This is a genomic window from Pseudomonas sp. G3-39, from assembly GCF_054790485.1.
In genome coordinates, this window is sequence record NZ_CP186497.1 from 1,193,375 (window position 1) to 1,207,435 (window position 14,061).

Sequence of the window (14,061 nt, forward strand, 5' to 3'; positions counted from 1 at the left end):
CCGGTCTGGTTTTTTATTCATTGGATTCACTGGAGAGTCAGCATGATCAAGTCGCGCGCCGCCGTTGCCTTCGAGGCCAAGAAGCCGCTGGAAATCGTAGAAGTCGATGTGGCCATGCCCAAGGCCGGTGAAGTGTTGCTGCGCGTGGTGGCTTCCGGGGTTTGCCACACTGACGCCTACACCCTGTCCGGCGCGGATCCGGAAGGTATCTTCCCGTCGATCCTCGGCCACGAAGGTGGCGCGATCGTTGAAGCCATCGGCGAGGGCGTCACCTCGGTCGCCGTCGGTGACCACGTGATTCCGCTGTACACCCCGGAATGCGGCCAGTGCAAATTCTGCAAGTCGGGCAAGACCAACCTGTGCCAGGCGATTCGAGCCACTCAGGGCAAAGGCCTGATGCCGGACGGCACTTCGCGCTTTTCCTACAAGGGCCAAACGATTTTCCACTACATGGGTACTTCGACGTTCTCGGAATACACCGTACTGCCGGAAATCTCCGTGGCGAAAATCGCCAAGGATGCGCCGCTGGAAAAGGTCTGCCTGCTCGGTTGCGGTGTAACCACCGGTATCGGCGCGGTGATCAACACCGCCAAGGTCAAGCCGGGTGACACTGTGGCGATCTTCGGTCTCGGCGGCATCGGTCTGTCGGCAGTCATCGGTGCAGTGAAAGCCAAGGCTGCGCGGATCATCGCCATCGACATCAACCCGGCCAAGTTCGAAATCGCCAAGCAGTTGGGCGCCACCGATTGCGTCAACCCGAAAGACTTCGATCGTCCGATCCAGGAAGTGATCGTCGACATGACCGACGGCGGCGTCGATTTCTCTTTCGAGTGCATCGGCAACGTGCAACTGATGCGCGCGGCGCTGGAATGCTGCCACAAGGGCTGGGGCGAATCGGTGATCATCGGTGTTGCCGGTGCCGGTCAGGAAATTTCGACCCGTCCGTTCCAGCTGGTGACCGGTCGCGTCTGGCGTGGTTCGGCATTTGGCGGCGTGCGTGGTCGTACCGAGTTGCCAAGCTATGTCGACATGGCGCAGAGCGGCGAGATTCCGCTGGATACTTTCATTACCCACACCATGGGTCTGGAAGACATCAACAAGGCCTTCGACCTGATGCACGAAGGCAAGAGCATCCGCACCGTCATTCATTTCTGATCAATCGCGACGCCACGGCTACAGACCTTGAAGGTTTATAGCCGGGGCCGCGTAGGAGTCTTTACATGAGTCTGGAAAACATCTCCTGTCAGAAAAGTTTCGGCGGCTGGCACAAGCGCTATCGCCACCGTTCCGACGTGCTTGGTTGCGACATGGTGTTCGCCGTGTACCTGCCGCCGCAAGCGGAGCAGGGTGGCAAGCTGCCGGTGCTGTACTGGCTGTCCGGTCTGACCTGCACCGACGAGAACTTCATGCAGAAGGCCGGGGCGATGCGCATGGCCGCCGAACTCGGTCTGATCATCGTCGCGCCGGACACCAGTCCGCGCGGCCCGGATGTGCCGGGTGATCCAGATGGCGCCTGGGATTTCGGCCTTGGCGCCGGGTTCTACCTGAATGCCACGCATGAACCGTGGTCGCGGCACTATCGGATGCATGACTATGTCGTGCAGGAATTGCCTGCACTGGTTGAAGCGCATTTCCCGGCGTCGGACAAACGCAGCATCAGCGGCCACTCCATGGGCGGTCACGGTGCACTGGTCTGCGCGCTGCGCAACCCGGGGCGTTATCAGTCGGTGTCGGCGTTTTCGCCGATCAACAACCCGATGGATTGTCCGTGGGGGCAGAAAGCATTCTCCCGCTATCTGGGCGAAGACCGTTCCAAGTGGAAAGAATGGGATGCCTGCGCGCTGATTGCTGAAGCCGACGAGAAACTGCCGTTGCTGGTCGATCAGGGGGATCGCGATGACTTCCTCGCCACGCAGCTCAAACCCGAAGCCCTGCAACAAGCTGCAAAACAAGCGGGTCATCCGCTGACGCTGCGCCTGCAACCGGGCTACGACCACAGCTATTTCTTCATCTCAAGCTTCATTGACGACCACTTGCAGCATCACGCACGCGCCCTGCGCGGTTAATGCAGGTAGAATCACGCCCTGACAAAAATCGGGGCGTTTTTTTATGCGTATTGGCCACGGCTACGATGTTCACCGTTTCGCTGAAGGCGATTTCATTACTCTGGGCGGCGTGCGTATTGCACACGGCTTCGGGCTGCTCGCTCATTCCGACGGTGACGTCCTGCTGCATGCCTTGAGCGATGCCTTGCTCGGCGCGGCCGCGCTGGGCGATATCGGCAAGCACTTTCCGGACACCGACCCGCAATTCAAGGGCGCCGACAGCCGTTTGCTGCTGCGGCATGTGGTCGCGCTGATCCACGCCAAGGGCTGGAAAGTCGGCAACGTCGACAACACCATCGTCGCTCAGGCGCCGAAAATGGCCCCGCATATCGAAACCATGCGCGCGTTGATCGCCGCCGATCTGCAAGTTGAACTGGATCAAGTGAACGTGAAAGCTACCACCACCGAAAAGCTCGGCTTTGTCGGTCGCGAAGAAGGCATCGCCGTGCATTCCGTTGCCTTGTTGCTGCGCGCATGAACGAACTGCAATTGCTTGGCCCGCGGGCCTATGGCGAACCACTCGGCGCCGCCGTACTGAAAGCCATTGCCGAAGATTTCCAGGTCGATGAAGTGCTCGACATCCCGTTCAGTGGCGATGGCGAACACCTGTGGATCTGGGTCGAAAAACGTGGCCTGAACACCGAAGAAGCAGCGCGGCGCATCGCCAAGGCAGCCGGCGTGCCGTTGCGCACCGTCAGTTATGCCGGGCTCAAGGATCGTCAGGCGTTGACCCGTCAGTGGTTCAGCGTGCAACTGCCGGGCAAGGCTGATCCGGATCTGTCGGCGGCGGAAAACGACACGCTGAAGATCCTTAAAACCACGCGCCACAAGCGCAAGCTGCAACGCGGCGCGCATTCGGCGAACGGCTTCACCTTGCGCCTGACCCAGTTTGCCGGGGACAAGGATGCGATCGAGCAGCGTCTGCAACTGATCGCCAAGCAAGGCATTCCCAATTATTTCGGCGCCCAGCGTTTCGGCCATGACGGCGGTAACGTCGTTGATGCGCGTGCCTGGGCGGCGCGCAAGGCGCTACCGGAGCAGCGCAATGTGCGCTCGCGGCTGCTATCGACGGCGCGCAGTTTTCTGTTCAATCAGGTACTGGCCGCCCGGGTGGCCGATGGCACCTGGCAGCAGGCACAGGTCGGCGACCTGCTGGCGTTTACCGACAGCCGCAGTTTCTTCCCGGCCGGGGTTGCCGAATGCAGCGATCCGCGCCTGGCGATTCTCGACCTGCACCCGACCGGTCCGCAGTGGGGCGAAGGTGACTCACCCGCCGCTGGCGCTGTCCATGATCTGGAGCAGGGGATTGCCGAGCGTGAGGCGGATCTGCGCGATTGGTTGATCAATGCCGGAATGAGCCACGAACGTCGCATCCTGCGGCTGCCCATTGGCGGGTTGTCGTGGCATTATCCCCAGCCTGACATTCTGCAACTGGAATTCGTCCTCCCGGCCGGATGCTTCGCCACCGTATTGGTGCGCGAACTCGTTGATCTGGTGCCGGTGGGGCAGACGGACAGCCCATGCGTATTCTGATTTCTAACGACGATGGGGTAACAGCACCCGGTCTCGCCGCGCTTTATGCTGCGCTGGCGGATTACACCGAGTGCGTGGTTATCGCCCCGGAGCAGGACAAAAGCGGCGCCAGCAGTTCGCTGACGCTCGACCGTCCGTTGCACCCGCAATACCTGGCAAACGGTTTCATCAGCCTCAACGGTACGCCGACCGACTGTGTGCACCTGGGCCTCAACGGCCTGCTGGAGCGCGAGCCGGACATGGTGGTTTCCGGGATCAACCTCGGCGCCAATCTGGGCGATGACGTGCTGTATTCCGGCACTGTGGCGGCAGCCCTCGAAGGGCGCTTTCTCGAGCGCCCTTCGTTTGCGTTTTCGCTGTGTTCGCGACAGGTGGACAACCTGGCGACAGCGGCACATTTCGCGCGCAAACTGGTCGAGGCCCACGCCGGGCTGGACCTGCCGCCGCGCACGGTGCTGAACGTGAACATTCCCAATCTGCCGATCGATCATATTCGTGGCATTCAACTGACCCGTCTGGGCCATCGCGCCCGGGCTGCGGCGCCGATGAAAGTGGTCGACCCGCGTGGCAAGGCCGGCTACTGGATTGCTGCGGCCGGTGATGCCGAAGACGGCGGCCCGGGCACCGACTTTCATGCGGTGATGCAGGGGTATGTGTCGATCACGCCGTTACAGCTCGATCGCACTTTCAATGATGCCTTCAGAAGTCTCGACGGCTGGCTGGAGGAACTGCGCTGATGGCTCGTGAACACGAAGACAGACTGCGCAGTGGCATCGGCATGACGTCGCAGCGCACCCGTGAACGTCTGATCCAGCGCCTGTATGAAGAAGGCCTGTCCAACGCCAAGGTGCTGGAAGTGATCCGCCGTACGCCGCGTCATCTGTTTGTCGATGAAGCGCTGGCGCATCGCGCCTATGAAGACACCGCGCTGCCGATCGGCCACAACCAGACCATCTCCCAGCCTTATATGGTGGCGCGCATGAGCGAGCTGCTGCTGGAGGCGGGGCCGCTGGACAAGGTGCTGGAGATCGGTACCGGTTCGGGCTATCAGACCGCCGTGCTGTCGCAACTGGTCGAGCGGGTATTTTCGGTCGAGCGCATCAAGGTTCTGCAGGATCGGGCCAAGGAACGCCTGGTCGAACTCAACCTGCGCAACGTGGTGTTCCGCTGGGGTGATGGCTGGGAAGGCTGGCCGGCGCTGGCGCCGTACAACGGCATCATCGTCACCGCAGTCGCGACCGACGTGCCGCAGGCCTTGCTCGATCAACTGGCACCGGGTGGGCGGATGGTGATTCCGGTCGGCTCGGGGGAAGTGCAGCAACTGATGCTGATCGTGCGTGAAGAACACGGCTTTTCCCGTCACGTATTGGGAGCTGTGCGCTTCGTGCCATTGCTCAATGGCCCGCTGGCCTGAGCATTTGTTTGCGGACGCTGAATTCCTCGCGCTGGCCTGTGTCTTACATCGGCAGCGATGGTTTAAACGCTACGAATTGTCCAAGGGCAAACGTGTGCGTGAAGTGTTTTCGCATCTTTAACGGTAAAGCCGGTTCGGCCCGTTATACTTGCGACACTACTTGCCGCGATTCGGCATTCCACATATTTCAGCCACCACAAAGGGAGCGGCGGGTGAGTCTCACAGTCATTGCGCAGCGTATGGGTAACACGAGCTTTCAGCGCCTGGTGACTGGCCTTGTATTGAGCACCCTGCTGGTCGGTTGCTCCAGCACCAAATCGAGCAACGTGCGGGTGGTCGATCGCAACAGCGCGGCGGCCCAGCGTCCGGCCGTCACGACCGGGCAGTATGTAGTCCGTCCGGGCGATACGCTGTTTTCCATCGCTTTTCGCTACGGCTGGGACTACAAAGCCCTCGCGGCCCGGAACAATATTCCTACGCCGTATACCATCCACCCGGGTCAGACAATTCGCTTTGACGGCCGCACCGGTTCAACACCGACAGCGGTGGTGAGCAACGGCGGTTCCGCGCCATCATCGTCGAGCAAAACCACGGTAATCCGGCGCCAGGCGAATGGCACGACGACCACCACCGTGACCGGCTCCGGAGCCGCTGCCGCGGGGGCTGCACCGTCCGTCGCGAACAAATCGGCTCCGACTCCGATGCCTCCACCGGGCCCGGCCCCGACCGGCTGGGGATGGCCATCTAATGGCATTCTGATTGGAAAATTCTCTTCAAACGGTAGTTTGAATAAAGGAATTGATATCGCCGGAGATTTGGGACAGCCTGTTTTAGCTGCGTCTGATGGGACGGTGGTTTACGCCGGGAGTGGCTTAAGGGGCTACGGCGAATTAGTCATCATCAAACACAGCGAAACCTACGTCAGTGCCTACGGACATAACCGCAGGCTGTTGGTACGGGAGGGGCAGCAGGTCAAGGTCGGACAGACAATTGCCGAAATGGGGTCCACGGGTACAGACCGGGTGAAACTGCATTTTGAGATTCGCCGCCAAGGTAAACCTGTAGATCCGCTGCAGTTCCTGCCCAAACGTTGATTTGAGGCCAGCCTGTTCCGTCGCGTAGAGGGGACAGGCTCCAGCGCTGCCAAGGATAAAGGCGTCGCTTGAGCTTGGGGTCGAACTCACCAAAGGACTATAACAATGGCTCTCAGTAAAGAAGTGCCGGAGTTTGACATCGACGATGAGGTTCTCCTTATGGAGGCCGGCATCGATTCGGAATCTTCGATGTCGAATGATGAAGGGGCTGCTCCACCTTCCGTTCGTTCCAAATCCAGACAATCCGCTTCACTTAAACAACACAAGTACATCGACTACACTCGGGCACTCGATGCCACGCAGCTGTATCTCAACGAAATCGGCTTTTCACCACTGCTCTCCCCGGAGGAAGAAGTTCATTTTGCGCGTCTGTCGCAAAGTGGCGACCCTGCCGGGCGCAAGCGCATGATTGAAAGTAACCTGCGGCTGGTCGTGAAGATCGCCCGGCGTTACGTCAATCGGGGGCTGTCGCTGCTCGATCTGATCGAAGAGGGTAACCTCGGCCTGATCCGCGCAGTGGAAAAGTTCGATCCCGAGCGTGGCTTCCGCTTCTCGACCTACGCGACCTGGTGGATCCGTCAGACCATCGAGCGCGCGATCATGAATCAGACCCGGACCATCCGGTTGCCGATCCATGTGGTCAAGGAGCTCAACGTGTACCTGCGGGCGGCACGGGAGCTGACGCAAAAGCTCGATCACGAACCCTCACCCGAAGAAATCGCCAACCTGCTGGAAAAACCGGTGGGCGAGGTCAAGCGCATGCTCGGCCTGAACGAGCGGGTTTCTTCGGTCGATGTCTCGCTGGGTCCGGATTCGGATAAAACCCTGCTGGACACCCTGACGGATGACCGTCCGACCGATCCATGTGAACTGCTGCAGGATGACGACCTGTCGCAGAGCATCGATCAATGGCTCTCGGAACTGACCGACAAGCAGCGCGAGGTGGTCGTACGCCGTTTCGGCCTGCGCGGCCATGAGAGCAGCACGCTGGAAGACGTAGGCCTGGAGATCGGCCTGACCCGTGAACGGGTGCGGCAGATCCAGGTGGAAGGCCTCAAGCGCCTTCGCGAAATCCTCGAGAAGAATGGCCTGTCGAGCGAGTCGCTGTTTCAGTAAGCGCCTCTGACGCCCGCCCATAAAAAGCCCCGACTGGTTCGGGGTTTTTTTATGGTTCGGAGATCGGCTGAAGTCTGTCTGTGGCGAGGGAGCTTGCTCCCGCCGGGTTGCACAGCAACCCTAAAGGTTCATGAGCGCTGCGCACTCAAGCGGGAGCAAGCTCCCTCGCCACAAAGTTCATTGCCGGACAAATGGTCAGCATTTCCATCGTTTGTAGTCTTGCGGTGTAAGCCTTGGCTTACTCTTTCGTAAGCGTTCCCCATTTTTGCAGGACGGTAGACGTCGACTTCTGCCGAGAGTCGTTTTTAACCAATTGATTTATATGCTTATTTTTTAATATGAAGTGCTTATTACAGCGACTTTCACCCCGCCGGGCCGATTGCTCTCGGCAGGGAACTCTCTAGTATCAGCACTGTGTCGACGGACAGACACGCCCTTCAAGGAAGAGGGGAACGGACATCGCAGGACGCGATTCATCAGGACGATGAAAAGGAATACAGGGAATAGGGAAAAAATGTGGGCGGGTCAAACCGCCCCTTTTTTTGCCTGTAGAAAAGTAAAATCCGAAAAAGCAAAAAGGCCCGCAAGGGGCCTTTTGGTAACGCGCGACAGATCAGCGTTCGAGATCTTTGATCTTGCCTTTGACGCCATCCCACTCTTCGGCATCCGGCAGCGATTCTTTCTTCTCGGTGATGTTCGGCCAGATTTCGGCCAATTCAACGTTCAGTTGAATGAACTCCTGCATATCCTCCGGAACTTCGTCCTCGGAGAAAATCGCGACGGCCGGGCATTCCGGTTCGCACAGGGCGCAGTCGATGCACTCGTCCGGGTGAATCACCAGGAAGTTCGGGCCTTCGTAAAAGCAGTCCACCGGACAGACTTCTACGCAGTCGGTGTACTTGCACTTGATGCAGTTGTCGGTGACGACGAAGGTCATTTCTAATTTTCTCCTCAGGCGGCGGCAGCGTAGCCCCTTCACGGTTGGGGTCGCCATGTTCGGGAGCGATGTCTGCCAGCCAGGCTATTAGCCAGCAGCATCCCAAACCGCGCGAGATTCTAACAGCTTGAAGCCGTTTGCGTTATATCCGGTTCTTCGCTGCTTAGATCCGGTTCTTAAGTGCATATAACAATTCGAGCGCTCGACGCGGGGTCAGGTCATCGAGATCCACTTTCGCCAACTCATCGAGCACCGGGTGCGGCAGGCTGGCGAACATGTCGCTCTGCTGCGGAACGGCCGGTTTGCCTTTGACGGCAGGCTTGGGCGCTTCATGCGGCAATGCGGTGTCTTCCAGTCGGCTCAGGTGCTCACGGGCACGCACGATCACTTCACTCGGCACGCCGGCCAGTTGCGCCACCGCCAGGCCGTAGCTCTGGCTGGCAGGCCCCGGCAACACGTGGTGCAGGAACACGATGCGCTCGTTGTGCTCAGTGGCGTTGAGGTGCACGTTGGCCACCAGCGGCTCGGCTTCCGGCAACACGGTCAGTTCGAAATAGTGCGTGGCAAATAGAGTATAGGCACGCAGATGCGCCAGACGCTCGGCGGCGGCCCATGCCAGGGACAGACCGTCGAAGGTGCTGGTGCCGCGACCGACTTCGTCCATCAGCACGAGACTGCGTTCGGTGGCATTGTGCAGGATGTTGGCGGTTTCGCTCATCTCGACCATGAAGGTCGAACGGCCACCGGCCAGGTCATCGCTGGAACCGATTCGGGTGAAGATCCGGTCCACCAGCGACAACTCGCAACTGGCCGCCGGCACGAAGCTGCCGATATGCGCCAGCAGCACGATCAATGCGGTTTGGCGCATGTAGGTGGATTTACCACCCATGTTCGGGCCGGTGATCACCAGCATCCGGGTGTTGTCATCCAGACTCAGGTCGTTGGCCACGAATGGCGTAGTCAGCACTTGCTCGACCACCGGGTGACGCCCTTGGGTGATGCGCATGCACGGCTCGCTGACGAAGCGCGGGCAGTTCAGGTCAAGGTTCAGCGCACGCTCGGCAAGGTTGCTCAGCACATCCAGCTCGGCCAATGCACCGGCAGTATCCTGCAGCGGTGGCAACTGGCTGATCAGGTCTTCCAGCAGCGCCTCGTAGAGCATTTTCTCGCGAGCCAGGGCACGGCTCTTGGCCGAGAGCGCCTTGTCTTCGAATTCTTTCAGCTCGGGCGTGATGAAGCGCTCGGCGCCCTTGAGGGTCTGGCGACGGATGTAGTCTGCCGGAGCCGATTCCGCCTGCTTGCTCGGCAGTTCGATGAAGTAGCCGTGAATGCGGTTGTAGCCGACTTTCAGGTTGGCCAGACCGGTGCGGGCCTTTTCCCGGGCTTCCAGATCGATAAGGAACTGGCCGGCGTTTTCGCTCAGCGATTGCAACTCGTCGAGTTCGCTGTCGTAACCGGTTTTCAGCACGCCGCCGTCGCGAATCACTGCTGGCGGGTTGTCGATGATGGCTTTTTCCAGCAGCGCCGCCAGTTCCGGGTAGGTGCTGGTGGTAGTCGCCAGGCGTTGCAGGTGCGGTGCTTCGAGGTCGGTCATCGCCACTTGCAGTTGCGGCAGGGCACCGAGAGCATCGCGCAGACGAGCGAGGTCACGAGGGCGCGCATTGCGCAGACCGATCCGCGCCAGAATCCGCTCGATGTCGCCGATTTCCTTGAGCTGCGGCTGCAGCTTTTCGAAGCGGTAGCCGTCGAGGAGGCAAGTGATCGAGGTCTGCCGCGCCAAAAGCACGGTCAGATCGCGCAGCGGACGGTTCAGCCAACGGGTCAGCAGGCGGCTGCCCATCGCGGTCTGGCAGCGATCAACCACCGATTGCAGGGTGTTGTCGCGACCACCAGCCAGGTTAGTGTCGAGTTCGAGGTTGCGACGGCTGGCGCCGTCGAGCACCACGGTGTCGTCCAGGCGCTCATGACGCAGGCTGCGCAGATGGGGCAGGGCGGTGCGCTGGGTTTCCTTGGCATAGGCCAGCAGGCAACCGGCGGCGCCGATGGCCAGGGTCAGGGTTTCACAGCCAAAACCTTTCAGGTCTTGCGTGGAGAACTGCTGGCAGAGACTTTTCAGCGCCGAATCGCGCTCGAAATCCCACGGCGCGCGACGACGCACACCACGGCGTTTTTCCGCTGGCAGGTCTTTCGGCCAATCGTCCGGGATCAGCAGTTCCACCGGGTTGACTCGCTCCAGCTCCGCCAGCAGGTTTTCCCAGCCCTTGATCTCGAGCACAGTGAAGTTGCCGCTGGTGATGTCCAGCACTGCCAGACCGAACAGGCGCTCGTCGCCTAGCACGGCGGCAATCAGGTTGTCGCGACGTTCATCGAGCAGCGCTTCGTCGCTGACCGTGCCCGGGGTAATGATCCGTACCACCTGACGTTCTACCGGGCCCTTGCTGGTGGCCGGGTCGCCGACCTGCTCGCAGATCACTACCGACTCGCCGAGCTTGACCAGTTTCGCCAGGTAACCTTCCGCCGCGTGGTAAGGAATCCCGCACATCGGGATCGCTTGCCCCGCCGACTGGCCGCGCGCGGTCAGAGTGATGTCGAGCAACTTGGCCGCCTTCTTCGCGTCTTCATAGAAGATCTCGTAGAAGTCGCCCATGCGATAGAACATCAGCTGATCCGGGTGCTGATTCTTCAGGCGCCAGTATTGCTGCATCATCGGGGTGTGGGAGGACAGGTCGGAGACGGCTTTATTCATCGGATTGTCAGGTAACTCGTTAAATGATGTAGGGCAAAAGCGAGGGCAACCGCCGGGCTTTTCCGCGATGGGCGCAAGGTTACCATGGGCGGTCGGCTCGACGCAGGCATGACGGCCGGCTGACACTTTCTGCGTTTAATTGTGATTTATGCACGATTTATGCAAATCAGCATTTGTCTTCGGAAAAAACTTCAAGCACTATGCGCGTTATGCAAAAACGCAACGTATCCTCCGTCTTAAGAGCACTGCTCGACCAGCACGGGATCTCCCCCACGGAGCTCCACCGTCGCACCGGCGTGCCTCAATCAACGCTCTCGCGGATTCTCAGCGGGAAGATCGTCGATCCTTCGGATAAACATATCTCGAAGATCGCCGAATACTTCAATGTGAGCACCGATCAATTGCGTGGCCGCGCCGATGTCGCGATCGCGACCGGTGGCGCGCGCGATGACGTGCATGCGGAACTCAAGGACATAAGCCTGTGGGACGACGATACCCCTGTCGATGACGACGAGGTGTCGGTGCCCTTTCTTCGTGAGGTTGAATTGGCTGCTGGATCAGGAAGATTCGTCATCGAAGAGAGCGAACGCTCTAGCCTGCGCTTCGGCAAACGCAGCCTGCGCCATAACGGTGTGCAGTTCGACCAGGCCAAATGCGTGACGGTGCGCGGTAACAGCATGATGCCGGTGTTGCGTGACGGCGCCACGGTCGGAGTCAATGCCGGCAAGTGCGGCATCGGCGATATCATCGATGGCGATCTGTACGCGATCAACCACAACGGCCAGTTGCGCGTGAAGCAGCTCTATCGCCTGCCGACCGGTATCCGTCTGCGCAGTTTCAACCGCGATGAACATCCGGACGAGGACTACAGCTTCCAGGATATGCAGGACGAGCAGATCGTCATCCTCGGTCACGTCTTCTGGTGGGGCATGTACGCCCGATAGATTTTCACCCGTCAAAGAAACCCGCCTCCTAGCGGGTTTTTTTTCGCCTGAATAAAACCCTCGAGCCCTTGATTTATGCGGCCTGCATGCGTTCGTGCATTTCCTTCGCATAAATAAATGCATTTATGCATTGACTGTATATGCATCCATGCATATTCTTGCCACCAAGCCGCTCGACAAAGCGGCTGGCAACAACAGCTCTTTAGTTCCACAAGAACAGGCAGCGATGAACCGGCCTCAACGGTTCAGAGGGTTGGCAACTGACCCGGGTGTGCAGCGTAAAGCACCAAGAGCAGTTATCCGGCGGGCAGGGACCGCGGTCGGAAAAACAATTTGAATGGACTCGTACCGCGCCAGTAGCGCCGAAAAGTCAGCTTCCTTCTCGGATACAGGATTTGAAGGAAGGCGAAGGAGCGCATTACTGAAAAGCCCGGCTAAGTGCCGGGCTTTTTGGAATGCCTGCCAGATCCATCACGACATTCATCGCTAACACCGCACAAAGGAAGACTAAATGAATCTCTATGCACTGGTTGAATACAGCAAAGTTACCCAGCTCAAGGAAAGTGAAGTCAGCCCGGAAGCACCTGCTTCGCCAACTTCGTTTTGGGTTGATGTAACAGGTAATACACAGATTCGCGTCGGTTGGGGCGCAACATTCGATGGCGTCTGGACATTCACGCCGCCCTCCGAGCAAGACCTGCGCGATGAAGCGCAGCAGCAGAAATGGCAATTGCTGAATGTTGCCGCTGGCTGGTTGCTGCTCAACTCCCTGAATTACAAAGTTGAGACCGGCGTTGCCACCCCGGCAGAACAAGCCCTGCTGCTGACGCACAAGCAATATTGCATCGCCGTCAGCGACATCGATAAACAGCCGGGTTATCCGGCAACTATCGTCTGGCCAGTCGCCCCGTACTGACAGACATGACAAACAGCGTTCGCTGGTAATCAATAAAAAGGAAGTTGGAATGAATCGTTACGCACTTACAACGACAGTAATGGGTTACACCGTGATTCTTCAGATCGTCGAGTCTGAGGGCGCGGCACCCGCTATTCCGGCAAATGAACCTTTTGCCCAATGGCGCAACATCACCGGTAACGACATTGCGCAACCGGGAATGAAAATCAGCTGGGGGCCTTTTGGCGATGAGTATGTTGAGACAACTCTCCTCGAGCAACAGATGACCACCAATGGCCGCATGCAACAACGCTTTGACGCAGCCGGGCGCTGGTTGATGTTCAACCCTTTGCAATACAAGCTGGATCTCGGCATCGCCACTGCGGCAGATGAGTCGGCACTGGTTGCCTATAAGCAGTACTGCGTTGCCGTCAGCGAAGTTATCAACCAGAACACCTTCCCGACAATCAACTGGCCAGTCGCCCCGTTCTGATGCGAATGCGTTAACGCGCCTGCCTCTTAGAGCGCATTACTGAAAAGCCCGGTCTCACCAACGGGCTTTCGAAATGCCTGCCTGATTTCTGTAGCTACCCAAAAAGTACATGCGTTGCTACTGGCTCACAAGCAGTATTCCATGGCTGTCAGCGACATTGAAACAGTCCGGCTATCCGAAAAAATCATTTGGCCTGTTGCGCCTTACTGAATCTTTGGCGCATCGAGAACTTTGTCTCGGCCCATTTTGTTATAAGGAAATATTCATGAAGAAATACGTTTTCATTGAGATGAGCAATATTGCTGCGTATTCCAAGGCGGTAATGATTCAGGTCTCTGAGGACCAACCTGTCATCAATCCCCCGGGCATAGCCGGCGGTTGGTACGGATTTGCAATTGACACCGTTGTTCAAGTGGGCTGGAAGGCTACATACGGCGCGAATGGCTGGGAGTTTTCTGAGCCCACTTATCAAGACCATGTTGATCAGGTAACGCTGTTTGTACGACAGCGGCTCGGCGTAGCCGCTGGCTGGCTTGATATCAACCCGGTCAATTACAAGGTGAATCTCGGTGTTGCCACGCCAGAGGAAGAAGCCGCATGGCTCGCTTATCAGCAATATTACATTGCAGTCTCCGACGTGAAAAAACAGGCTGGCTATCCCTACACGATTGACTGGCCAGTGGCTCCTTTCTGATTCAGGCATAAGCGTTAATCCCGTCAGCGGGAGCGCATTACTGAAAAGCCCGGCCTCAACGCCGGGCTTTTCGGAATGCCTACCTGAAGA

Annotated in this window: 14 protein-coding genes; 12 read left to right on the plus strand and 2 right to left on the minus strand. The window is 58.6% G+C overall.

What is annotated here, in order from left to right:
• Positions 1-42: 42 nt before the first annotated feature.
• The 8 genes from ACOYXG_RS05275 to rpoS all read left to right on the plus strand — a co-directional run bounded on the left by ACOYXG_RS05275 (position 43) and on the right by rpoS (position 7,262).
• On the plus strand, positions 43-1,155 hold the full coding sequence (locus ACOYXG_RS05275; RefSeq protein ID WP_027611042.1) for an S-(hydroxymethyl)glutathione dehydrogenase/class III alcohol dehydrogenase: 1,113 nt from the start codon (positions 43-45) through the stop codon (positions 1,153-1,155).
• A gap of 65 nt (positions 1,156-1,220) precedes the next feature.
• Positions 1,221-2,066, plus strand: a complete 846-nt coding sequence (gene fghA / locus ACOYXG_RS05280; RefSeq protein ID WP_460356306.1) for an S-formylglutathione hydrolase — start codon at positions 1,221-1,223, stop codon at positions 2,064-2,066.
• A 43-nt stretch (positions 2,067-2,109) separates the two neighbouring features.
• Positions 2,110-2,583, plus strand: a complete 474-nt coding sequence (gene ispF, locus ACOYXG_RS05285) for a 2-C-methyl-D-erythritol 2,4-cyclodiphosphate synthase (protein ID WP_460356308.1) — start codon at positions 2,110-2,112, stop codon at positions 2,581-2,583.
• Complete coding sequence (gene truD, locus ACOYXG_RS05290) at positions 2,580-3,638, plus strand: tRNA pseudouridine(13) synthase TruD (protein ID WP_460356311.1); 1,059 nt, start codon at positions 2,580-2,582, stop codon at positions 3,636-3,638. Before ispF ends, truD begins: the two co-directional genes overlap by 4 nt.
• Positions 3,626-4,375, plus strand: coding sequence for a 5'/3'-nucleotidase SurE (surE, locus tag ACOYXG_RS05295; protein ID WP_047601272.1), 750 nt, complete (start codon positions 3,626-3,628; stop codon positions 4,373-4,375). Before truD ends, surE begins: the two co-directional genes overlap by 13 nt.
• A 41-nt stretch (positions 4,376-4,416) precedes the next feature.
• Entirely contained in the window at positions 4,417-5,052 is a 636-nt protein-coding gene (locus tag ACOYXG_RS05300) for a protein-L-isoaspartate(D-aspartate) O-methyltransferase (protein WP_169841266.1), read from the plus strand.
• Positions 5,053-5,264: 212 nt separating this feature from the next.
• Positions 5,265-6,146, plus strand: coding sequence for a peptidoglycan DD-metalloendopeptidase family protein (locus ACOYXG_RS05305; RefSeq protein WP_460356314.1), 882 nt, complete (start codon positions 5,265-5,267; stop codon positions 6,144-6,146).
• A 105-nt stretch (positions 6,147-6,251) separates the two neighbouring features.
• Positions 6,252-7,262 carry an RNA polymerase sigma factor RpoS gene (gene rpoS, locus ACOYXG_RS05310; RefSeq protein WP_007964304.1) on the plus strand — a complete coding sequence of 337 codons (1,011 nt, stop codon included), beginning with the start codon at positions 6,252-6,254 and terminating at the stop codon, positions 7,260-7,262.
• 613 nt (positions 7,263-7,875) lie between these two features.
• Here the strand turns inward: rpoS and fdxA are convergent.
• Both fdxA and mutS read right to left on the minus strand, forming a co-directional pair.
• The gene (gene fdxA / locus ACOYXG_RS05315) at positions 7,876-8,199 is read right to left on the minus strand and encodes a ferredoxin FdxA (protein WP_003222178.1); all 324 of its coding nucleotides are present in this window, start codon (positions 8,197-8,199) and stop codon (positions 7,876-7,878) included.
• A gap of 163 nt (positions 8,200-8,362) precedes the next feature.
• Complete coding sequence (mutS, locus tag ACOYXG_RS05320) at positions 8,363-10,945, minus strand: DNA mismatch repair protein MutS (RefSeq protein ID WP_027611048.1); 2,583 nt, start codon at positions 10,943-10,945, stop codon at positions 8,363-8,365.
• 209 nt (positions 10,946-11,154) lie between these two features.
• Between mutS and ACOYXG_RS05325 the strand changes: the two genes are divergently transcribed.
• The 4 genes from ACOYXG_RS05325 to ACOYXG_RS05340 all read left to right on the plus strand — a co-directional run bounded on the left by ACOYXG_RS05325 (position 11,155) and on the right by ACOYXG_RS05340 (position 13,971).
• Positions 11,155-11,889 carry a LexA family transcriptional regulator gene (locus ACOYXG_RS05325; protein ID WP_027611049.1) on the plus strand — a complete coding sequence of 245 codons (735 nt, stop codon included), beginning with the start codon at positions 11,155-11,157 and terminating at the stop codon, positions 11,887-11,889.
• A gap of 511 nt (positions 11,890-12,400) precedes the next feature.
• Positions 12,401-12,805 (plus strand): tail fiber assembly protein, encoded by a 405-nt coding sequence (locus tag ACOYXG_RS05330; protein WP_123587030.1) that lies wholly within the window; start codon positions 12,401-12,403, stop codon positions 12,803-12,805.
• A 49-nt stretch (positions 12,806-12,854) separates the two neighbouring features.
• On the plus strand, positions 12,855-13,277 hold the full coding sequence (locus ACOYXG_RS05335) for a tail fiber assembly protein (RefSeq protein ID WP_150370371.1): 423 nt from the start codon (positions 12,855-12,857) through the stop codon (positions 13,275-13,277).
• A 265-nt stretch (positions 13,278-13,542) separates the two neighbouring features.
• Positions 13,543-13,971 carry a tail fiber assembly protein gene (locus tag ACOYXG_RS05340; protein ID WP_178085231.1) on the plus strand — a complete coding sequence of 143 codons (429 nt, stop codon included), beginning with the start codon at positions 13,543-13,545 and terminating at the stop codon, positions 13,969-13,971.
• Positions 13,972-14,061: the final 90 nt, after the last annotated feature.